20 protein-coding genes are annotated in these 20962 nt (G+C 58.4%); 8 read left to right on the forward strand and 12 right to left on the reverse strand.

Annotated elements, in window-relative coordinates; all coding sequences use genetic code 11:
* Positions 1–65: 65 nt before the first annotated feature.
* Positions 66–1217 carry a DcaP family trimeric outer membrane transporter gene (locus tag ACR0DT_RS07685; protein WP_480710142.1) on the forward strand — a complete coding sequence of 384 codons (1152 nt, stop codon included), beginning with the start codon at positions 66–68 and terminating at the stop codon, positions 1215–1217.
* Between the two features lie 87 nt (positions 1218–1304).
* On the opposite strand, the gene ACR0DT_RS07690 is transcribed toward ACR0DT_RS07685, so the two are convergent.
* From ACR0DT_RS07690 to ACR0DT_RS07705, 4 genes are all read right to left on the reverse strand, one after another.
* On the reverse strand, positions 1305–1658 hold the full coding sequence (locus ACR0DT_RS07690; RefSeq protein ID WP_480710143.1) for a hypothetical protein: 354 nt from the start codon (positions 1656–1658) through the stop codon (positions 1305–1307).
* On the reverse strand, positions 1652–1789 hold the full coding sequence (locus ACR0DT_RS07695) for a hypothetical protein (RefSeq protein WP_480710144.1): 138 nt from the start codon (positions 1787–1789) through the stop codon (positions 1652–1654). The genes ACR0DT_RS07690 and ACR0DT_RS07695 overlap by 7 nt, the downstream gene beginning before the upstream one ends.
* A 2-nt stretch (positions 1790–1791) precedes the next feature.
* A complete protein-coding gene (locus ACR0DT_RS07700; protein ID WP_480710145.1) occupies positions 1792–2274 on the reverse strand; it encodes a DUF6497 family protein in 483 nt (160 codons plus the stop codon).
* Positions 2275–2363: 89 nt separating this feature from the next.
* Positions 2364–3896 (reverse strand): acyl-CoA carboxylase subunit beta, encoded by a 1533-nt coding sequence (locus ACR0DT_RS07705; RefSeq protein WP_480710146.1) that lies wholly within the window; start codon positions 3894–3896, stop codon positions 2364–2366.
* 183 nt (positions 3897–4079) lie between these two features.
* Here ACR0DT_RS07705 and ACR0DT_RS07710 point away from each other — a divergent pair, with 183 nt between their 5' ends.
* Positions 4080–5285, forward strand: a complete 1206-nt coding sequence (locus tag ACR0DT_RS07710) for a multidrug effflux MFS transporter (RefSeq protein WP_480710147.1) — start codon at positions 4080–4082, stop codon at positions 5283–5285.
* A gap of 65 nt (positions 5286–5350) precedes the next feature.
* Positions 5351–6751, forward strand: a complete 1401-nt coding sequence (locus ACR0DT_RS07715; protein ID WP_480710148.1) for a helix-turn-helix domain-containing protein — start codon at positions 5351–5353, stop codon at positions 6749–6751.
* 62 nt (positions 6752–6813) lie between these two features.
* Here ACR0DT_RS07715 and ACR0DT_RS07720 read toward each other — a convergent pair whose 3' ends face one another.
* The 6 genes from ACR0DT_RS07720 to ACR0DT_RS07745 all read right to left on the reverse strand — a co-directional run bounded on the left by ACR0DT_RS07720 (position 6814) and on the right by ACR0DT_RS07745 (position 12579).
* Positions 6814–7053, reverse strand: coding sequence for an HP1242/YdcH family protein (locus tag ACR0DT_RS07720; RefSeq protein WP_480710149.1), 240 nt, complete (start codon positions 7051–7053; stop codon positions 6814–6816).
* 79 nt (positions 7054–7132) lie between these two features.
* The gene (gene betA, locus ACR0DT_RS07725; RefSeq protein WP_480710150.1) at positions 7133–8791 is read right to left on the reverse strand and encodes a choline dehydrogenase; all 1659 of its coding nucleotides are present in this window, start codon (positions 8789–8791) and stop codon (positions 7133–7135) included.
* Between the two features lie 71 nt (positions 8792–8862).
* On the reverse strand, positions 8863–10371 hold the full coding sequence (betC, locus tag ACR0DT_RS07730; protein ID WP_480710151.1) for a choline-sulfatase: 1509 nt from the start codon (positions 10369–10371) through the stop codon (positions 8863–8865).
* Entirely contained in the window at positions 10368–10940 is a 573-nt protein-coding gene (gene betI, locus ACR0DT_RS07735; RefSeq protein ID WP_480710152.1) for a choline-binding transcriptional repressor BetI, read from the reverse strand. Before betI ends, betC begins: the two co-directional genes overlap by 4 nt.
* A 90-nt stretch (positions 10941–11030) precedes the next feature.
* The gene (locus tag ACR0DT_RS07740) at positions 11031–11939 is read right to left on the reverse strand and encodes a DMT family transporter (protein WP_480710153.1); all 909 of its coding nucleotides are present in this window, start codon (positions 11937–11939) and stop codon (positions 11031–11033) included.
* A gap of 40 nt (positions 11940–11979) precedes the next feature.
* Positions 11980–12579 (reverse strand): LysE/ArgO family amino acid transporter, encoded by a 600-nt coding sequence (locus ACR0DT_RS07745; protein ID WP_058280165.1) that lies wholly within the window; start codon positions 12577–12579, stop codon positions 11980–11982.
* An 86-nt stretch (positions 12580–12665) separates the two neighbouring features.
* Between ACR0DT_RS07745 and ACR0DT_RS07750 the strand changes: the two genes are divergently transcribed.
* Positions 12666–13556 carry a LysR family transcriptional regulator ArgP gene (locus tag ACR0DT_RS07750; RefSeq protein WP_480710154.1) on the forward strand — a complete coding sequence of 297 codons (891 nt, stop codon included), beginning with the start codon at positions 12666–12668 and terminating at the stop codon, positions 13554–13556.
* A 9-nt stretch (positions 13557–13565) separates the two neighbouring features.
* On the opposite strand, the gene ACR0DT_RS07755 is transcribed toward ACR0DT_RS07750, so the two are convergent.
* Together ACR0DT_RS07755 and ACR0DT_RS07760 are read right to left on the reverse strand one after the other, a co-directional pair.
* Complete coding sequence (locus tag ACR0DT_RS07755) at positions 13566–14966, reverse strand: permease (RefSeq protein ID WP_480710155.1); 1401 nt, start codon at positions 14964–14966, stop codon at positions 13566–13568.
* 16 nt (positions 14967–14982) lie between these two features.
* A complete protein-coding gene (locus ACR0DT_RS07760; RefSeq protein WP_480710156.1) occupies positions 14983–15723 on the reverse strand; it encodes a YebC/PmpR family DNA-binding transcriptional regulator in 741 nt (246 codons plus the stop codon).
* A gap of 110 nt (positions 15724–15833) precedes the next feature.
* Between ACR0DT_RS07760 and ACR0DT_RS07765 the strand changes: the two genes are divergently transcribed.
* From ACR0DT_RS07765 to ACR0DT_RS07780, 4 genes are all read left to right on the forward strand, one after another.
* Complete coding sequence (locus ACR0DT_RS07765) at positions 15834–17606, forward strand: SLC13 family permease (protein WP_480710157.1); 1773 nt, start codon at positions 15834–15836, stop codon at positions 17604–17606.
* A gap of 16 nt (positions 17607–17622) precedes the next feature.
* Positions 17623–18357, forward strand: a complete 735-nt coding sequence (locus ACR0DT_RS07770; RefSeq protein ID WP_480710158.1) for a glutamine amidotransferase — start codon at positions 17623–17625, stop codon at positions 18355–18357.
* 72 nt (positions 18358–18429) lie between these two features.
* Complete coding sequence (locus ACR0DT_RS07775; RefSeq protein WP_480710159.1) at positions 18430–19287, forward strand: bile acid:sodium symporter family protein; 858 nt, start codon at positions 18430–18432, stop codon at positions 19285–19287.
* An 11-nt stretch (positions 19288–19298) separates the two neighbouring features.
* Positions 19299–20960 (forward strand): FAD-binding dehydrogenase, encoded by a 1662-nt coding sequence (locus tag ACR0DT_RS07780; protein ID WP_480710160.1) that lies wholly within the window; start codon positions 19299–19301, stop codon positions 20958–20960.
* The last annotated feature ends 2 nt before the right edge of the window (positions 20961–20962 follow it).

Below are 20962 nucleotides of genomic sequence, written 5' to 3' on the forward strand. Positions count from 1 at the left end.
ATTTCCCCAGCTGACGTTTGCGTGAAACTTTGCTCGTGCACACTCGCACACAAGGGAACACCCATATGATTATAAAGAGAAAAACGGCATTCCTGCTTGCTGCCTCTGCTCTCACCATGACCGGATCGCTGGCTTTTGCTCAGGATGCTGAAACCCAGGCCGAACTGGACGCACTGCGCGCCCGGATCGAAGCACTGGAGTCCGTTGGACCAGGCTCTACACCCGGCGAATTTCGGATCGGTGACACCGCCCTGGACGTCTATGGTTACATCAAAGCCGACTTCTTTTATGACTTCGACTTTGATCAAGGCGACACGGCATTCGTGAACGTCATTGGTGAGCCTTCGGCCGCCACCAGCGGCACATTCGGTTCGACCCTCCGTCAGTCGCGGATCGGATTGTTGACCTCTACTCCTAGCGGGATTGGTGAAATTGGCGGTCAGTTGGAGCTCGATTTGTTTGCCTCGAACGGCACCGCCGAACTCCGCCTGCGCCACGCCAATATCCGTATCGGAGACAACTGGCTCATTGGTCAATACTGGACCAACTTCCAGCCGCTGGATACCTACCCTGTCTCGGTAGAATTCAATGGTCCGGTCGGCATTGCCTTTGCGCGTGTGCCACAGGTCCGGTACACGAATGACTTCGGTACCAAGACATCCTTCGCGCTCTCGGTCGAAGAGAACGTCAGCGGGTCGAACTCGGATGATCCGGTGCTGACCGCCTCGGCCGAATACAATGACGGCAGGTTTATCGCACGTGCAGCACTCCTGTACGGCAAGGCAGAAGGCGGCGGAGTTGAGGTTGACCAGACTGGTCTTACTTTGTCCGGATCTGCCAAACTCTGGGAAGGCGGCCTGTTCCAGGTCAACTACACCACCGGCGAGGCTCTGGGTCCTTACCTGATCGGTCTGGGTGACCCCGTGGTCGGTGGTGAGGCCAACGACGTCGACGGCTATACCATTGAGCTGCGCCAGCAGCTGGGTGAAAAATGGAACGTCGGTGTCGCATACGGTAAGGAAGACTATGACCTGCCTACCTCGACCGGTACGCTGGCCTTCACCGAACTTGAAACGGTCCACGTCAACGCTTTCTACCAGGCTACTGAAAACCTGACGTTCAGCGCCGAATACATCTTTGGCGAGCGGAATGACGCAAGCACAGGTCGGACGTTTGATGGCGATCGTGTACAGGTCGCGGCCCAGCTGAACTTCTAAACACATAACACCACCCTGCCCGGTCCCGGGCAGGGTTTTTTCCAAAGTTTCACCCGATTGGATATGTGCGGCAGCAGGTTGCACGGATCAACGCACCCCGTCGAAAATATCGGGGAACGACATCCGCGCCGCATCCACGTCAATCACCAGAAGCGCGTAATAACTGACCGGATCAAACGGGTCTTCGGCCGCGACAACCTCGCGTTCGAACAACCAGCTCAAGCGGCCGGCGTCTAAATTACCACGCTCGAAAGGCTGATCTCCGAAATTCTGCCACAACGCCTCCATGAACGCTGCGTCCGCGCGGCGGTCGGCCGGCTTACGATCACGGAACCGCTCGCGCCGTGTGATTGGCGTTACGCCTTTGGGATTGGCGCGTCGAATGGTGAACTGAAAATCTGTTCCGGGCAGACGCCCGGGGAATCCACGGTGCTTTAGCATGCTTGCACCTCTTTGTTAGACAAAATCGGGAAAGCAATCTCGTACCCGAGTGCAAACGGGGTCATTTCGCGCACCTCCAAAGCCGCTTTGGTGTTCAGAAACGCTCGGACGTGGTGAAAACGGGGTTTCATGGTCAGAGCCCCTCCCAGATACATTGGGATTGCTCCAACCGGTAGGCTTCAAAGAACTGAGTTGCGTCAGGCGCAGATCGTCCGAATTCAATAGGCCGATCAGACAGCGAGATCACGACCCGCGCCGGATCGAGCTCGTATTTCGCGACATAGGCCACTGCGAGGGTTTGGCACAGATGCTCCATATCGGCCGAAGCCACATCATACCCTATGCGCCCAACGGTCGACCCTATCTTGGGCGCAATAAAGCGGAACCTAACCCACAGCTCACCCGGATTGTTGTCCAGCAGCACATCGCTCAGATGCACGGGCTGGCCCGAGGGGACTGGCAGCAGGTTATCGGATTGGGCGAATGCAGGCGACGACCACGACAGAACGGCCAGTACAAAAGCGCGACCCCAGACCCACAGGTGGGCTCCTCTCTCCGGGATCGCGCGCGCATGGCTTTCGGCCAGCGCGTGTTTGTATCTGGTAAGACGTGTCATTTAGCAGCTTTGGCCTCAAAGTCAAATATACCGGCTGGCTCCCTTGAATGGTCTGCCCGCAGAGGGGCAAGCCATTCAGTTCTTCCTTCTTACAGCGGAATGTTGTCGTGCTTTTTCCACGGGTTTTTCAGCTGCTTGTTTCGCAGGCTGGCAAACGCACGTGACACACGACGGCGGGTGGATTGCGGCATGATCACCTCGTCGATGAAGCCGCGTTCAGCCGCGACAAAGGGATTGGCAAAGCGGTCTTCATAATCCTGCGTGTGCTGCGCGATCTTTTCGGCATCGCCCAGATCGGCACGGTGGATGATCTCGGTCGCACCCTTTGCACCCATCACCGCGATCTCGGCAGTAGGCCAGGCATAGTTGAAATCGCCGCGCAGGTGCTTTGACGCCATAACGTCATAAGCACCGCCATAGGCTTTACGGGTAATCACGGTGACCTTTGGAACCGTCGCCTCGCCATAGGCGAACAGCAGCTTGGCGCCGTGCTTAATCACACCGCCATATTCCTGCGAAGTGCCTGGCAGGAAGCCCGGAACATCCACAAATGTCAGGATCGGGATTTCGAAACAGTCGCAAAAGCGAACGAACCGCGCCGCCTTGCGCGAGCTGTCGATGTCCAGGCACCCGGCCAGAACCATCGGCTGATTGGCCACGATGCCAACCGTCTGCCCTTCTAACCGGATAAAGCCGGTGATGATGTTCTTGGCATAGTCTTCCTGGATTTCGTAAAAATCGCCCTCATCAGCCACCTTGGTGATCAACTCTTTCATATCGTAGGGCGTGTTGGGGTTGTCCGGGATCAGAGTGTCCAACGAACTTTCAACCCGCTCGGGGCTATCAAAGAACGGTCGCACCGGGGGTTTTTCTTGGTTGTTCAGCGGCAGGAAATCGACCAGACGGCGCACCTCAGCCAGTGCCTCAACGTCATTCTCGAACGCGCCATCCGCGACCGAGGATTTTTTGGTGTGGGTCGACGCCCCGCCCAGTTCTTCGGCGGTGACAACCTCATTGGTGACGGTTTTCACAACGTCGGGGCCGGTCACGAACATGTATGACGTGTCTTTGACCATGAAGATAAAATCGGTCATAGCCGGGCTGTAAACCGCCCCGCCCGCGCACGGCCCCATGATCACGCTGATTTGCGGCACGACGCCCGAAGCCATGATATTGCGCTGGAACACCTCAGCATAACCGGCCAGCGAAGCCACGCCTTCCTGGATTCGTGCACCGCCTGAGTCGTTGATTCCAATCACAGGTGCGCCGTTCTGGATCGCCATATCCATGATCTTGCAAATCTTCTGCGCATGGGTTTCCGACAGCGAGCCACCAAACACAGTGAAGTCCTGACTGAACACATAGACCATCCGGCCATTGATCGTGCCCCAGCCAGTCACCACGCCATCGCCCGCAGGCTTTTGATTTTCCATCCCGAAATCGGTGCAACGATGGCTGACGAACATGTCGAACTCTTCGAAACTGCCCTCATCCACCAGCAGTTCGATCCGCTCGCGTGCAGTCAACTTGCCACGGCCGTGCTGCGCGTCGATGCGCTTTTGCCCACCTCCAAGACGGGCGTTGTTGCGACGGTCTTCAAGCTCAGTCAGGATGTCTTTCATGGCGCTAATTCCCTGTGAAATTTGGCGCGACACTATACGTAGACCCATCAAAGCCAAAGCATCTTTCGGCAAATTTGCAAATCTTTGAATACTAAGTTACTGAATACTGTAAACTTGCTAAGTTTCACATTGAAACGCGGTCATGGATGGCTTTCCGTGAAACCCTCATTATACCTGTGAACCATGCAGTTCAGTTCACCTGTGGCCCGTCGGTCGCCACCCACCATTTTCACGCTGGTTTTACTGTCGGGGCTGTCCGCCCTCAGCCTTAACCTGTTCTTGCCCAGCCTTCCGAATATGGCGCTGCATTTTCAAGCTGACTACAAGGTCATGCAGCTGTCTATTGCGTTGTACTTGCTGATCAATGCAGTACTTCAAGTCCTGATCGGACCGATTGCGGACAAAGCAGGACGACGGCCCGTATTGATTTGGGGGTTGTCGCTGTTCCTGATTGCCACGCTGGGTTGCATCTATGCCCCAACGATCGAGGTTTTTCTGGCTTTCCGAATGTGCCAGGCCGTTGTGGTGGTCGGCATGGTACTCAGCCGCGCGGCAGTCCGGGACCTGTATGATCAGGATAAGGCGGCCTCGATGATAGGCTATGTGACTATGGGCATGGCCATCGTGCCGATGATCGGCCCTGCCATAGGCGGCCTGCTAGAAGAAAGCTTTGGGTGGAAAGCCAATTTCTGGCTGCCGTTTGGCTTGGGCGCTATGACACTGGCACTGACCTTCGTTGATTTCGGCGAAACTTCCGCCAAAAGCGGTAAAACGCTGATACAGCAATTCCGGGAATATCCAGAATTACTGCGCTCACCTCGATTTTGGGGGTATTCCTTGTCCTCCGCCCTGTCTTCGGGTGCGTTTTTTGCTTATTTGGGCGGCGCCCCCTTCATTGGCACTGAATTGTTCGGACTTACCGCTGCGCAGGTCGGCATCTATTTCGGCGCGCCTGCTGTCGGGTATTTTGTCGGCAATTTTCTCAGCGGTCGGTATTCGGTCAGGTTCGGCGTGAACCGAATGGTTTATTGGGGGTGTTGGCTAAACGCGATGGGTGTTGCCTTTTCGGCAATCTTGTTTCTGGCAGGTCTTGGCAGCGCACTTAGTTTCTTTGGCCTCATGACCTTTGTGGGCCTCGGAAACGGTATGACCATCCCCAACGCCACCTCGGGTGCCCTGTCAGTACGCCCGCATTTGGCCGCCACCGCATCCGGCTTAAGCGGTGCGATCATGTTGGGCGGTGGCGCCGGTCTGAGTGCTCTGGCCGGAGCGTTGCTGACCCATGAAACCGGCGCTATGCCGCTGTTGTGGCTGATGCTGGCGACATCGGCGCTGGCGATCTGCGCGATCATGTCAGTCATCCGACGCGAAAGGCAACTGGGCCTGTAACACGGCTTGCGCCCACCAGTTTGCAAAGTTAGCTTGCGACAATAGAAAAGTTGCAAAGGCACACCATGGCCACCCAAAAGCTATATGCCGGGGCAAAACTGCGCGAAATGCGCACGCGCCTGACCCTAACGCAAAAGGAATTCGCCACGAAATTAGGCGTTTCCCTACCTTACCTGAACCAGATGGAGAACAATAACCGGCCGATCTCGACCACCGTTGTTCTGGCGCTGGCGCAAGAGTTCGGCATGGATGTGACCGAGTTGAGTACAGGCGACAGCGAACGTCTGGTTTCGGACATGCGTGAGGCGCTGGCCGATCCGGTATTCGACGACGCCATGCCACCGCTGGCCGATCTTCGCCTGACGGCCTCGAATGCTCCTGCGCTGGCCCGTGCGTTCATCGCGTTGCATCGAACGTATCGCCAAACCCATGAACGGCTCGCTTCGCTGGACGAAGCATTGGGCCGCGAGGACGCGCAAATTCAGGCCAGCCCTTGGGAAGAGGTGCGCGACTTCTTCCACTACTGCGACAACTACATCGATGCGGTCGACCGCGCTGCAGAGCGTTTTTCGACCCGCGCCGACGAGGCCGGAGGCGTCCGGAGTGAAGCGATCAACAACCTTGGTGAACGCGACATTCGGGTCCAATTTGTCGACATCCCCGAAACGCGAAAATATGACGCTGACAGCAAAACACTGCAGCTTTCGTCACGGACCGCACCGCAGACACAAGTTTTTCAATTGCTGCTGCAGGTGGCGCTCATAAATCAGGACAAATTGCTCGAAGCCACGCTGGACTTTGCCAAGTTCCAAAGCGAAGAGGCCCGCGCCATCGCCAAGATCGGTCTGGCCAACTATTTCGCAGGGGCCTCGCTGATGCCTTACGACGCCTTTCTGACCGCGGCGCAGGAGTATCGACACGATCTGGAACTGCTCAGCAACCGATTTGGCGCGTCGATTGAACAAGTGGCACATCGGCTTTCCACGATGCAACGCCCCGGCGCCAAGGGCATCCCGTTTTTTTTCGTCCGTGTCGATCAGGCTGGCACGATCACAAAACGTCACTCGGCCACCCGTCTGCAATTCGCCCGGTTCGGCGGCGCCTGCCCGTTGTGGAATGTCCACCGCGCCTTTGAAACGCCCGGCCATTTCCTACGGCAACTGGCGGAAACACCGGATGGTGTGCGCTATATCTCACTGGCGCGGGATGTTTCGAAATCGGGCGGTTCCTACGGCGCGCCGGTGCGCCGCTATGCCATCGCCCTGGGATGTGAAATCCGCCATGCCGAGGCATTGGTCTATGCTGACAATCTCGATATCAACAACGCCAGCGCTTACGAACCGATTGGCATTTCCTGTCGCATCTGCGAGCGGCAAACCTGCCACCAACGCTCGGTGCCGCCGCTGGAACGCCGTCTGTCTATTGACGCGCATACCCGCGGCACCTTGCCCTACAAAGTCACCTGACCTGAAAAACTTCGGGGAGTCGCGGCCTGCCGCGACGGGGGCAGCGCCCCCGCCCTATGGCTTCAGGCTTTTGACAAGATCGCCCAGATCTCATCCTTGAGCGCCGCGCGTTTCTTGCGCATCTCGCCCTCGGTTAGATCCTCCATCGGTTCGATATTGGTTTCAGCCCGATGCACGATGCGATTGATCTCGTGATACTCATCCGCCAGTCGGGCAAAATGCGCATCCGATTGTTTGAGCTGGCTCATCAGCTCGACCTTGTCCGGAAACTCTTCGGCCAGTTCATGCGGGGTGTGGGACATTCCTGTTCGCTCCTGAAATTAAATCGTTGCGATTCAGGTCTATATGCCTTTCCCACACCCTGCTTTGACGCGGATCAAATCACCGCTGTGCCGTGGCCCATGCCGGGTGAATCCACGGGCGGTCATTGGCCTTTGGCAGCGCCTCTTTGCCCAGCAGGTGATCCGACACTTTCTCACCCACCATGATCGATGGGGCGTTGAGGTTGCCGTTGGTGATCTGCGGAAAGATTGAGCTGTCGGCCACGCGCAACCCGTCCACACCGATCACGCGACCTTCCGGATCGACCACTGCGTTTTTGTCGTCGGCCCGGCCCATACGACAGGTACCGCAAGGGTGGTAAGCACTTTCGGCATGTTCGGCGATGAACCCGTTCAATTCCTCGTCGGTCTGCACATCGGCACCCGGTTGGATTTCTTTGCCCGAATAGGGTTTGAACGCGTCTTGTCCGAAAATCTCGCGAGTCAGGCGAATGCATTTTCGGAAATCCTCCCAATCCTTTTCGTGGCTCATGTAGTTGAACCGGATCACGGGCGCATCCTCGGGCTTGTTCGAGCGCAACGTGACCGCCCCACGCGAGGGCGAGCGCATAGGCCCCACATGCGCCTGGAATCCATGCCCCTCAGCCGCCGCCTGCCCGTCATACCGCACGGCAATGGGCAGGAAGTGATACTGTATATCCGGGTATTCCACACCCGGATTCGAGCGGATAAAGGCCGCACTTTCGAACTGGTTCGACGCGCCAAGGCCGGTTTTGGTGAACAGCCACTGTGCCCCGATCAGGCCCTTGCTGAACAGGTTCCAGTGCTTGTACAGCGTGATCGGCTGCAGCGAGGCCTGCTGGATATACAGCTCCAGATGATCCTGCAGGTTCGCACCCACTCCGGGGCGGTCTGCAACGACTTCGATTCCATGCTCGGCTAGATGATCCGCCGGACCGATGCCCGATAACATCAGCAGCTTGGGCGAGTTGATCGAGGACGCGGCCAGAACCACCTCGCGCCGGGCGCGGATGATTTCCTTCTTGCCACCCCGCACCAATTCAACCCCGGTTGCACGGCCATTTTCCATGACCACACGCGCGGCAAGCCCTCGGACGATATCGCAGTTCTCACGCTTGAGCGCGGGCTTCAGATACGCATTCGCCGCCGACCAGCGCCGTCCTTTCCAGACGGTCTGCTCCATCGGGCCGAAGCCTTCCTGCTTTTCACCGTTATAGTCTCCGGTGACTTCATAACCTGCTTGTTGCCCAGCATCGACAAAGGCCTGGAACAGAGGGTTCTCACGCGGGCCACGAGACACATGCAGCGGTCCGTCTTTCCCCCGCCACGCAGGATCGCCACCGTGGCCACCATCGTGCCAGGTCTCCATCCGTTTGTAATAGGGCAGCACGTCCGAATAGGACCAGCCGTCAGCGCCCATCTCGGCCCAGGTGTCAAAGTCGCGCGCGTGACCGCGTACATAAACCATCCCGTTGATCGAAGATGACCCACCAATCACCTTGCCGCGCGGGCAAGCCAGACGGCGGTTTTTCAGATGCGGTTCAGGCTCGGACTGATAACCCCAGTCATAGCGCGACATGTTCATCGGATAGCTCAGCGCCGCCGGCATCTGGATGAACGGCCCCGCATCGGTGCCGCCATGTTCGATCACCAAAACCGAGGCCCCTGCCTCGCTCAGGCGATAAGCCATCGCGCATCCTGCGGAACCTGCGCCAACGATGACGAAATCTGCTTCCATTATTAGGTCTCCATACCCCGCCGAACTAAGTTTGCATTTTCGGCGGGGTGTCTTCGATTAGGTTGATAAGTCTATTCGCCACGCGGAAAACGGGCGTTTTCCTCAACGACGTTCAGATCCATGTGATTGCGCATGTAGCGTTCCGACGCCTTCTGCAGCGGCTGATAATCCCACGGATAATAGCCACCCTGCCGCAGTGCCTCGTATACCACCCAGCGGCGGGCCTGGCTGGCGCGGACATCCGCGTCGAACTGATCCAGATCCCAGCGGGCTTCGGACTTGGCGCGCAGCGTTTCCAGCGTTCCGGCATGCGCCGGATCTTCGGCCAGATTGGCCTGTTCGTGCGGGTCAGCCTCAAGATCGAACAGCTGGTCCGGGTCCAGCGCACAGCGGTTGTATTTCCACTTACCGTAGCGCAGCGAAACCAGCGGGGCGTACGACGCCTCAGCCGCGTATTCCATCGCAACGGGCGCAGTACGTTCAGCCCCCTTGGCGAGCGGAACGAGGTCTTCCCCATCGGTCCACGGTTCGATCTCGGCCATATCCACACCCGCCAACGCGCCCAGTGTCGGCGTGACGTCGATTGTCGAGACCGGCGTGTCGATCCGGCCGGCAGGCAGATCAGGAGCGGAAATCAACAACGGTACGCGTGACGAGCCTTCGAAGAAGGTCATTTTGAACCACAATCCGCGCTCACCCAACATATCGCCGTGGTCCGAAACAAACAGGATGATCGCCTCTTGCCGCGTGCTTTCCAGCACTTCAAGTATCTCGCCTATCTTGTCGTCCAGATACGAAATATTGGCGAAATAGGCACGGCGCGATTTGCGGATATCCTCTTCGGTGATGTCGAAGCTACGCCAATCATTGGCGTCGAAAATCCGTTTGGAATGCGGGTCCTGGTTGTCATAGCCAAGGTCCGAGACTTCGGGCAGCAGATGCTCGCAATCCTCGTAGAGGTCCCAGTATTTCCGGCGCGCGACATAGGGGTCATGCGGGTGGGTAAAGCTGACGGTTACGCACCAGGGGCGGTCATCCTTCCCACGCGCCAGATCATACAGCTTGGTCTTGGCGTTATAGGCGACCTCGTCGTCGTATTCCATTTGGTTGGAAATCTCAGCCACGCCCGCGCCCGTCACCGAGCCCATGTTGTGATACCACCAATCAATGCGCTCACCCGGTTTGCGATAATCGGGCGTCCAGCCGAAATCGGCCGGATAGATGTCGGTGGTCAGGCGATCCTCGAACCCGTGCAACTGATCGGGGCCAACGAAATGCATCTTGCCGGACAGGCAGGTGTAATACCCCGCACGGCGCAGGTGGTGCGCGTAGGTAGGAATGTCGCTGCGGAACTCAGCCGCGTTGTCATAGACGCCAGTACGTGAGGGCAACTGGCCAGACATAAAGCTGGCGCGTCCCGGCGCGCAAAGCGGCGAGGCCGTGTAGGCATTGGCGAACCGGGTCGACCGTTCCGCCAGTTTCTTCAGATTGGGTGCATGCAGCCAGTCTGCGGGACCGTCCGGAAAGAGGGTCCCGTTGAGCTGATCCACCATCAGGATCAGAATGTTCGGTTTTGTCATTTTTCAGCCTCGAGCAGAGTGTTCAGGACACGCATCGCGTGGTTCACGGCCAGTTGCGGTTCTTCAGGGGCGCTTAGTGCTGCGCGAATATACAGTCCGTCAATCAAGGCGATCATGTTCTCGGCAGTCTCGACCGGATCGCTTACCAGCGAGCGAAGGGCATCAATCAGATTGGATCGGACGCGCGCCTGATAAATTTGCCATAGGCGCAGCGCGTCATCGTTCGTCTGGGCCAGAACGTAGAACGTCATCCATGCAGCGATGACGTCAGGCGTAAAGCACGAAGGTGCAAAGCTGGCCCGAATGATCGCCTGCGCCCGCTCCTGCGGCGCGGCGACCTTAAGCTCATTGCGTGCTTCGGCACCGAAATCGGACAAGATGCGCCGCATCGCCGCCAGAAAGATCTGATCCTTGCCGCCAAAATAGTGATGCGCAAGGGCGCTGGACATTCCGGCCCGTTTCGCAATCTGGCTGACGGTCACATCGAGGGATTTCTTGGATCCAAGCTCGGCAATCGTCGCCCGGACGATTGCATCACGGCGGATTGGCTCCATTCCGACTTTCGGCATAGCTCTCCCCTCCCTACAATTGGTAAGGAAAACGCTACGGTGTTTTTATTGACTCGTCAATCAATAACCATTTTCGCACGCTGAAACCCGCTAGAGTTTTGGGGCTATACTGGGCGTGGTCAGGTTGCTGCGGTTCAGAACAGCTTCGCGCCAGGCGATAAAGCTGACGGCGGACAGGATCAGCGTACCCCCGGCAACGACCCAGATGTCAACACTTTCGTGAAAGACCAGCGCGCCCAGCAGCGTGGCCCAAATCAATTGCAGGAAGGTCACCGGCTGCGTGACCGCTACCGGAGCGGCCTGTAGGGCCAACGTCATGAAATAATGCCCTGCTGTGGCAAAGCAGGCGACCAGAAACAACACCCCAATGTCACGCAGGCTGGGTGGCTGCCAGACCGCAATGGCAAAGGGAATCAGCGCCAGCGTCACCCAGATCGACAAATGGGCCACGACCACGGCCGGAGGAATGTCACGTACCAGCAGTTTGGCCAGCAAATAGGAGCCGCCAAGCAGCAATGCCGTTCCCAGCATCGCCAGATGACCGGTCGACACCTCTCGGAAACCAGGGCGCAGGATGATCGCCACGCCGACCAGCGCTACCAGAATCGCCGCGATCCGGCGAAAGGCCAGCGGCTCACCCAAAAACAGAGCAGCGCCCAATGTGACATAGACCGGAGTCATGTAGTTCATTGCGGTGACCTCGGCCAAGGGAATTTGGGTCATTGCGTAGAACCACAGCATCACCGCAAAGGCGTGAATGATGCCTCGCAGCCCGAACAAGGTCAGATGCCGCCTCGTCAGATGGGTCGACAGGATCGAACGCAGGGCCGGCAGCAAAAACACCAACCCCAGAGCGTAACGTATGAAGGCCGCCTGAATCGGGCTCATGGTCGTTCCCAGCGATTTGACCAGGGCCGTCATTACGACAAAGGACAGCCCGGCGGCAAACATCCAGAACATGCCCGCTAGGGGCCGGTATGAGGCGGCAGAGGTTGTCATGCCGAAACCTGAACACTGAAACCAGCGCAGGCACAACCCTTCACATGACAACAAGTTTTAGTGCAATGCCCAGCATTACGATGCCGATGACAACATCCAGAATCTGCCAAGCGCGAGGTCGGGCGAAAATCGGGGACAGCACCCGCGATCCATAGCCGAGCGAAAAGAAGAACACGAAACTTGACAGCATCGCCCCACTGGCAAAGGCCAAACGGTCATCATACTGGGCCGAGATCGACCCGATCAGCACAACCGTATCCAGATAGACATGCGGGTTCAGCCAGGTAAATGCCAGCACGGTCAGCAACACAGATCGCAGGCTGGCGCGTTGGCCTTTGGACACATCCATCGCCGCCCCACCCTGCCACGCAGATTGCAAGCTGCGCAGCCCGTACCACGTCAGAAAAATGGCCCCTCCGTACCTCATGACGGTTTCAAACCACGGCGCCGCTGCTGCCAGCGCACCGAACCCTGCAACACCCGCAGCAATCAGGATGGCATCCGACACCGCGCAGGTCAGGACCAAAGGGAACACATGCTCGCGCCGCAGCCCCTGACGCAGAACAAATGCGTTCTGTGCACCAATGGCCAGGATCAGGCTGAAGCCCAGGGCAAAACCGGCGATCAGGGATGTAGACATGAAACCTCCTGTGTTCTGAGGCATTGACTACGGATGTCGGCGCACCCTATCAAATTAAAGATGTTGACCTTAGTTAAGTTTGGCTAATGCTGCTGGATCCCAATCACCTGTCGGCTTTATCGTCGATCCTGCGGCATGGCAGCTTTGATGCCGCTGCGGCGGAACTTGCGGTGACGCCTTCGGCCATTTCTCAGCGGATCAAGGCACTGGAGGATCGCGTGGGCGCGGCGTTGATCAATCGCGGACCGCCCTGCACCGGCACGCCAGCCGGGCTGCGTATCGCCCAACATGCCGAAGATATCAGATTGCTGGAAGCCAAGCTGGCCCGCGAACTGACGCTGGATCAAGGCACTGGCCCGGCCCGTGTCCGTGTGGCGGTGCCAGCTGACGTTCTGGCCGCCTGGTTCATCGACGCCATGGCACAGGTGGACGGGCTGTTGTTCGATCTGGTGGTGGACGATCAGGACCACTCGGCCGAGTGGCTGCGTCGCGGCGAGGTCAGCGCTGCCATTACTGTCGGAGACCAACTGGTTTCGGGGTGCGATACCTATGCATTGGGTGTGATGCGTTACATCGCGACGGGCAGTCCGGCCTTCATGCAGCAGTGGTTTGCGGAGGGTGTCAACGAACGCACGCTGGCCCTTGCCCCTTGCTTGACATTTAATCGCAAGGACGGTCTGCAACGCACTTGGATTATAGAACAATTGGGGCGCCGGATTACTCCGCCTTCACATTTTCTGCCTTCCCCGCAAGGATTTGTGGACGCGGCTATCGCCGGGCTGGGTTGGGGCATGAACCCGATCGGGCTGGCGCAGCCAGCGCTAAGCGACGGTCGGCTTTGCCCTCTGCTGCCCGACGCCCCCCTCGACGTGCCCTTGACTTGGCAGGTGGGTCGCGTTCTTTCGCCCGCACTGGCGCCACTGACCCGTGCGGTTAAGCGAATTGCGGCAGAAGCGCTTCTTCCTGTGCAATCATGACAGTCCGGATCAGGCGGCCGTGACCTTTTTAGCGTTGGGCAAGACCACACGGTAACAGGTGATGGCAGCGAACAGGCTGACCAGAATGATGAACACAATTGCCCAGGCGACCTCGTGCATATGCGCGACACCTGCCAAGGCCGCCGACAGGATCACCGCCGTGATCCGGCAAATACTTTTGATCGCAGCTGCTCCTTTCACACGCTGATCCTTGGGGGCCACATCCAGATAGTACAGCTGCCGGGCTCCGCTTATACCGGTAACGGCCACGGTCACGACGAACAGGGCAATGGCATGCAGGTGCACTGCATGATCGACACCCAGAAAATGCACCGTAACAAGTATGGCACCAGTCACGGCAACCATAAGGTTTCCGGTCACCAGGACGGCGCGATGGGATTTCATATTCACCAACTGCCACAGCGGTGCCGAAACCAGATATCCCGAAGCGGACGAGATGATCATGGCGGTCAGCCCCTTGGCCGAGGCATGATGCGCCTCGGCCGCAATTAGGGCAAAGAACGGCACCGACAGGGACACCACGACCAGGGGCAGACGCATCATCAGAAACCGTCGGAACCAAGCCTGGTGGAACATGTCGGCTATATCGGTGAAATTCTCCGAGAGCTTTCGTTTCCGCGCCTGTTTCGGCGCACCCTTGACCTTGGCTCCTCCCACGATTTCCGAGATCGCAAGAATAGACAGCGCTGACAGAACGAAAAAAGTCACCGAAACCGCAATCACTGCGGAATGCCGCGAAAACGGCGGGTTTTCCTTGGTGATTTCATGCACCAAAAGCGCCAATCCGATGGCCCCTAACCCGCCGATGCCAAGTTGAAGATAATGCATGATCATCCGCGATTTGGACTGCACGTGGTCGCCGATCAGATCCGTTAACATTAGCGACTGGATCTCTTCGATCAGGCCGATCACAAAGAATGCCGTGACAAAGGCCAAGGCAATCGCGGGAACATACCCGGTCGCGGCCACCACAACGGCCATGACAAGACAGGCACCGATCCCAACCTCGGTCAGTGCAATTCCGTGTTTCTTTTGCTGCCGCGCCGAAATAGGCTGCGCTAGAAAAATGTCCGAAATCATACTGCCAAGCATTCGGATAGACACCAGCGCGCCTGCGATGAACATGGGCAATTCCAGCGATACCGCCAGAAACGGCAGGACAATAGACGGGCTGCCAAGCGTCCACGCGACCTGAGACAGAATGCTCTGGCCGGTTAGAACCGGGATATTCCGTTTCGGCGTGCTGGGTGGGCTGTCGGTCATTCGCTCAATCAGATTATGCGCCGTGTGGGCAAAGAAATTCGGATAAAGCCTATCGGGTTCTGACCAACCGGCCAATAACCCAAAACCAACAAAGGAAAAAACCCGACCAGAGGCCGGGTTTTCCATCAGAACTTCAGAACGCTTAAAGCTGCGCCATAACCTCGTCTGTCGCTTCGAAGTTGGTCGTTACGCGCTGGACGTCGTCGTCATCTTCCAGCGCATCCACAAGCTTCATCAGCTTTTGCATGTCTTCCAGCCCCAGCTCGGTCGTGGTGGTGGGTTTCCACACCAGCTTGGTGGAGTCAGATTCGCCCAGGGCAGCCTCAAGCGCGCCCGACACCTCGTTCAGGTCGGTATCGGCACACCAGATGATGTGGCCATCTTCCGAGCTTTCGACATCTTCGGCACCCGCTTCGATTGCCGCCTCAAACAGCGCGTCAGCGTCGCCTGCGGTCGCCGGATAAACGACCTCACCCTTGCGTTCGAACATGAACCCGACCGAGCCGGTCTCGCCCAGATTGCCACCGTTCTTGGAGAACGTCGAACGCACGGTCGACGCGGTCCGGTTGCGGTTGTCCGTCATCGTCTCAACGATCACAGCAACGCCGTTGGGGCCATAGCCCTCGTACCGGATTTCTTCGTAGTCGTCACCTTCGCCTGCAACGGATTTTTTGATCGCGCGGTCGATCACGTCCTTGGGGACCGAGTTCGACTTGGCCTCTTTCACCGCCAGACGTAGGCGGGGGTTCTTATCGGGATCGGGGTCGCCCATTTTGGCGGCAACGGTGATTTCTTTCGACAGTTTGGAAAACAGCTTGGACCGCGCGGCGTCCTGACGTCCCTTGCGGTGCTGGATGTTGGCCCATTTGGAGTGGCCTGCCATGGTGCGTCCTCGTGATAGTGATTGCGTGTTCGGCGCTCATATAGACGTTTGCGAGGCATGGGATCAAGAGAGCGGCTTGCGAGACGCCCCCCTGCGGGTATGGTGACGGCATGACGACAGATCAGATTATTCTTTTTGCCCTTTTCGCCACTGTGTTTGGAATGCTTCTGTGGGGGCGGTTCCGCTATGACCTTGTGGCATTTACGGCGCTACTGATCGGCGTTGTGCTGGGCGTCGTGCCCGTCGATGACGCCTTTGCGGGGTTCGGGCACCCTGCGACTATTATTGTGGCATTGGTTCTTGTCGTCTCAGCAGGGCTGGTCCGATCCGGGGCGGTGTTTCTGATCACGCGCACATTAGTTGATGCCTCGCGCGGGCTTGGAGCGCATATCGCACTGATGGGGGGGATCGGAGCTGTTCTGTCGGCCTTTATGAACAACGTGGCCGCGCTGGCACTGCTGATGCCGGTCGATATCCAAACCGCTCGCAAGGCGGGGCGGTCGGTGGGCTTGACCCTTATGCCGCTGAGCTTTGCCACCATTCTGGGTGGCATGGCTACCCTGATCGGCACGCCCCCGAATATTATCATTGCCTCGATCCGGCAGGAAACGCTGGGCGAGCCGTTCAAGATGTTCGACTTTGCCCCGGTCGGCGGTCTGGCGGCCATTGCCGGGCTGGCCTTTGTATCGTTGATCGGCTGGCGGCTGATCCCGAACCGTGGCCCGCAGGAAGAAACATCCGAAGCGTTGGCGGAATACATCGCTGAACTGACTATCCCTCCGGAATCGACGCATATCGGCAAGCGGGTCAGCGAATTGTACGAGGCCGCCGAGAAAGCCGACGTCGCCATCCTTGGTCTGATCCGCGATGGCAAGCGGCGCTATGGGCGGTCTGCCCACGCCACGCTGAAATCGGGGGACGCGCTGGTACTTGAGGCACGACCCGAGGCGCTGGATGAATTTCGCGCGGCGCTGAACCTCGATTTCTCGGACACGCGAAGGCAAGAATTGCTGACAGCCGAGGGTGACGGGTTGGAAGTGATCGAGGTTGTGGCCACCGAAAGCTCCCGCATCACCGACCGAACCGCGCAAGGGTTGGGGCTGGCCTGGCGGCAAAGCACCGTTTTGATGGGTATTTCCCGCCAGGGTCGCCGCATCACCGAACAGGTCCGCAAGACCGAGGTGGAAGCGGGCGATATCCTGCTACTACTCTGCCCCCGTGACCGCAGTGCTGACGTGACTGAGTGGCTGGGCTGCCTGCCGTTGGCCGAGCGCGGCCTAAACGTTACCGCCAATGATAAGGCTTGGTTGGCCATCGGGCTGTTTGTCGCTGCGGTGCTGGCCGCAAGTGTCGGGCTGATCTACCTGCCGATTGCGCTGGGGTTCGTCGTAGTCGCCTATGTGCTGACTAAAATCTTGCCGATTGCCGATCTGTATAATCATATCGAATGGCCGGTCGTTGTGCTGCTGGGATCGATGATCCCGCTGGGCAGTGCGCTGGAGACATCAGGTGGTACCGAATTGATCGCCAATGCGCTGGTGCAACTGACAGATGGGCTGCCCGCATGGGCGATCCTGACGGTATTGATGGTTGTTACAATGACCCTGTCGGATGTGCTGAATAACACCGCCACAGCCATTGTCGCCGCCCCCGTGGGCATCCAAATGGCGCGCACGCTTGAAGTCTCGCCCGACCCGTTCCTGATGACGGTTGCCGTGGCAGCCTCGGCCGCGTTCCTGACTCCGATCGGACATAAGAACAATACGCTGGTGCTGGGCCCCGGAGGCTATCGGTTCGGAGATTACTGGCGCATGGGGCTGCCGCTGGAAATCATCATCGTTGCAGTTTCCGTTCCCGCCATCCTTGTCTTCTGGCCGCTTTGACGGGTAAGGGCTCTGCATGAAACGATTTCTCATCCTGCAATTGCGCCCCGAGACCGAAGCCTCGGACGCCGAATACGCCTCGATTCTGGACAAGACTGGCCTGTCGCCGGACCAGACCCACCGTATCCGTCTGGACTGCGAAGACCTGCCTGAGGGTCTGGATGTGACAGATTATGCTGGCGTAATCGTCGGCGGAGGCCCCGGCTGCGTCAGTGACGATCCGGCGACGAAATCCGAAATGGATGCGGGTATCGAAGCGGCCATCATGGGGTTGATGCCGCAGATCACCGAAAACGATCACCCGTTCATGGGCTGCTGCTATGGATTAGGCATTCTAGCTGCACATCTGGGCGGCGATGTCAGCAAGAAACAGTTCGGAGAACCTGTCGGCCCCTCGACCTGCCAAATAACCGAAGAAGGCGCAAGCGACCCTTTGACCACTGGGCTGGGTGAAAGCTTTGAGGCTTTTGTCGGCCACAAGGAAGCCGTGCAGTCCCTGCCCGACGGTTGCGTGCATCTGTTGGCCTCAGACCCCTGCCCGTTTCAGATGATCCGCTGGGGCCAGAACGTCTATGCCACACAGTTCCACCCAGAAGCCGACGCGCAGGATTTCGAACAACGCATCAATATCTACAAGGATTTCGGCTATTTCCCGCCCGAGGACGCCCAGCGCCTGATCGATATTTGCCACGCGGCAGACGTTACCAAACCCGGCGAAATCCTGCGCCGTTTCGCCGAACGCTACATGTGACCCAACGGCGTTATTGCCTGTGACTTCCCCCCTCGCATAGGCTGACCCGAATGGCTTTGGGAGGAGTTGTTCTTGGATCTGCTAATAAATGTCGGCCTGCCGGTTTCGCTGGCCATCATCATGCTGTCTCTGGGCGTTGGACTGCACGTTGCTGATTTCAAACGCGTACTCAGCCGGGGCTACCCCTTCGCCATCGGTGCACTGAGCCAGGTTGTGCTGTTGCCCATCGTGGCGTTCATCATCGTCAAACTGTTCTCCTTGCCGCCCGAAATCGCGGTGGGTTTCATGCTGCTCAGTTTTTGCCCCGGTGGCGTGACCAGCAACATCTTGTCCAAACTGGCTAAGGCTGATGTTGCGCTGTCGGTCAGCCTAACCGCCGTGATCAGCCTGCTTTCTATGGTAACTGTTCCCGTCCTGGCAGCTTGGACTATCAGTCATTTCATGGGCGAGGACGCACCCGAGGTTTCGATCACCGGGTTGGCCGTCGCCATGTTCCTGATTACCACCCTTCCCGTGGCAGTCGGCGTCAGTCTGCGCCATTTCGCTACCAGTTTCGCCGAACGGATCGACGCACCGCTGTCGAAAGCGGCCACCGTCCTTTTTGTTCTGATCGTGATCGCCGCTGTGGCGGGGAACTGGCAATTGCTGCTTGACAACTTAGGCATCATGGGTGCGGGGCTGGTAACGCTGAACATCGCACTGTTGGCGATTGGGCTGGGGATCGCCCGTGCCGCGAAGCTGTCGTGGAATGAAAGCAAGACAATCTCAATCGAAACCGGCATTCAAAACTCGACACTTGGAATCACCCTGGCGGCGTTGATCACCGCAACGGACACTGGATTCAGCCCATTGGCCCTGCCAGCAGCCGTATACGGGATCATGATGTATGTCGTGGCCCTGCCCTACATCGCCTGGCTCCGCAGCCGCTGAAAGGACAAATCATGACCAACAACACTGCTGACGCCATCGTCGTGGGCGCCGGGTTGGCCGGTCTGGCCGCTGCGGCCGAACTGGGGGATCGCGGCAAAAAGGTGATCGTGCTGGATCAGGAGCCCGAGCATTTTCTGGGCGGTCAAGCGCATTGGAGCCTGGGTGGCCTGTTCATGGTCGACACGCCGGAGCAGCGCCGGATGGGTATCAAGGACAGTCAGGATCTCGCGCTGCGCGACTGGATGGGCAGCGCGCAGTTCGACCGCGAAGAAGATGCATGGCCCCGCAAATGGGCCGAGGCCTATGTGGAATTCGCCGCAGGAGAGATGCGGCCGTGGTTGCATGAGATGGGTCTGCGCTGGTTCCCAATCGTTGGCTGGGCTGAACGTGGCGGGTCATATGCGGATGGTCACGGCAACTCGGTACCCCGGTTTCACATCACTTGGGGCACCGGACCGGGCGTTCTGAAGAACTTTGTTCGCCGCGTGCGCGAGCACATCAGTACCGGACTGATCGAGTTGAAGTTCCGCCATCAGGTCAGCCACATCATCATGCAGAACGGGTGCGCCAAAGGGGTCTCGGGCGAGGTTCTGGCCGACGACACGGCCCCTCACGGTGCCAAGACCAACCGCGATGAAGTGGGGGAGTTCGAGGTCTATGCCCCTTCGGTCATCGTCACCTCGGGCGGGATCGGCGGCAATTTCGAGATGGTGCGCAAAAGCTGGCCCCGCGACCGGCTGGGCGAGCCTCCCAAGGACATGGTGGCTGGTGTTCCGTTTCACGTCGATGGCCGCATGATCCCCATCAGCGAAAAGGCCGGCGGTCACGTGATCAACGGCGACCGGATGTGGCACTATACCGAGGGCGTGCGGAACTGGAATCCGATCTGGCCTTCGCATGGCATTCGTATCCTGCCTGGCCCCAGTTCGATGTGGTTTGACGCCCATGGAAACCGGTTGAAACCGCCCTTCATGCCGGGGTTCGACACGTTGGGCACGCTACAGGAAATTCTGAAAACCGGCTATGAATACAGCTGGTTCGTGCTGACCCAAAAGGTGATCAAAAAGGAATTCGCCCTCTCCGGGTCAGAGCAGAACCCAGACATGACCGACGGTGGCTGGCGCGAGGTGTTGTTTCAGCGTGTGCTGACCGGGTCAAAAGCCACTGCGCCCGTCGAAGCTTTTAAGGAACATGGTGAGGATTTCATTGTCGCCAACACCCTGACCGAACTGGTCAGCGGCATGAACCAGTTGGGCGGGGGTTTGATTAACGAGGCTCATCTGCGCGCCCAGATTGAGGCGCGGGATAGCCAGGTCGACAATCCCTTTACCAAAGACGCACAAATGGCGGCCATTCTGGCTGCTCGCAACTATCGCGGCGACAAGCTGATCCGCACCGCCAAGCCGCACAAGTTCCTTGATCCCGCCAACGGCCCGCTGATTGCGGTGAAGCTGCATGTTTTGACGCGCAAGACCCTGGGCGGGCTGCAGACCAACCTCGACAGTCAGATGATTGGCGCGGATGGTCAGGTTGTGCCCGGCCTGTTTGCGGCGGGCGAGGTCGCCGGGTTCGGCGGCGGTGGCTATCACGGCTACAACGCGCTCGAAGGCTCGTTTCTGGGCGGCTGCATATTCTCTGGCCGCAATGCCGGGCGATCAAGGGCCGTCGCCTGACG

The sequence above is a fragment of the Ruegeria sp. BI11 genome, assembly GCF_056538005.1.

Coding starts and splice junctions, on each gene's coding strand:
- ACR0DT_RS07685 (WP_480710142.1), top strand. CDS start 66: ATGATTATAAAGAGAAAAACGGCATTCCTGCTTGCTGCCTCTGCTCTC.
- ACR0DT_RS07690 (WP_480710143.1), bottom strand. CDS start 1,658: ATGCTAAAGCACCGTGGATTCCCCGGGCGTCTGCCCGGAACAGATTTT.
- ACR0DT_RS07695 (WP_480710144.1), bottom strand. CDS start 1,789: ATGAAACCCCGTTTTCACCACGTCCGAGCGTTTCTGAACACCAAAGCG.
- ACR0DT_RS07700 (WP_480710145.1), bottom strand. CDS start 2,274: ATGACACGTCTTACCAGATACAAACACGCGCTGGCCGAAAGCCATGCG.
- ACR0DT_RS07705 (WP_480710146.1), bottom strand. CDS start 3,896: ATGAAAGACATCCTGACTGAGCTTGAAGACCGTCGCAACAACGCCCGT.
- ACR0DT_RS07710 (WP_480710147.1), top strand. CDS start 4,080: ATGCAGTTCAGTTCACCTGTGGCCCGTCGGTCGCCACCCACCATTTTC.
- ACR0DT_RS07715 (WP_480710148.1), top strand. CDS start 5,351: ATGGCCACCCAAAAGCTATATGCCGGGGCAAAACTGCGCGAAATGCGC.
- ACR0DT_RS07720 (WP_480710149.1), bottom strand. CDS start 7,053: ATGTCCCACACCCCGCATGAACTGGCCGAAGAGTTTCCGGACAAGGTC.
- betA (WP_480710150.1), bottom strand. CDS start 8,791: ATGGAAGCAGATTTCGTCATCGTTGGCGCAGGTTCCGCAGGATGCGCG.
- betC (WP_480710151.1), bottom strand. CDS start 10,371: ATGACAAAACCGAACATTCTGATCCTGATGGTGGATCAGCTCAACGGG.
- betI (WP_480710152.1), bottom strand. CDS start 10,940: ATGCCGAAAGTCGGAATGGAGCCAATCCGCCGTGATGCAATCGTCCGG.
- ACR0DT_RS07740 (WP_480710153.1), bottom strand. CDS start 11,939: ATGACAACCTCTGCCGCCTCATACCGGCCCCTAGCGGGCATGTTCTGG.
- ACR0DT_RS07745 (WP_058280165.1), bottom strand. CDS start 12,579: ATGTCTACATCCCTGATCGCCGGTTTTGCCCTGGGCTTCAGCCTGATC.
- ACR0DT_RS07750 (WP_480710154.1), top strand. CDS start 12,666: ATGCTGCTGGATCCCAATCACCTGTCGGCTTTATCGTCGATCCTGCGG.
- ACR0DT_RS07755 (WP_480710155.1), bottom strand. CDS start 14,966: ATGGAAAACCCGGCCTCTGGTCGGGTTTTTTCCTTTGTTGGTTTTGGG.
- ACR0DT_RS07760 (WP_480710156.1), bottom strand. CDS start 15,723: ATGGCAGGCCACTCCAAATGGGCCAACATCCAGCACCGCAAGGGACGT.
- ACR0DT_RS07765 (WP_480710157.1), top strand. CDS start 15,834: ATGACGACAGATCAGATTATTCTTTTTGCCCTTTTCGCCACTGTGTTT.
- ACR0DT_RS07770 (WP_480710158.1), top strand. CDS start 17,623: ATGAAACGATTTCTCATCCTGCAATTGCGCCCCGAGACCGAAGCCTCG.
- ACR0DT_RS07780 (WP_480710160.1), top strand. CDS start 19,299: ATGACCAACAACACTGCTGACGCCATCGTCGTGGGCGCCGGGTTGGCC.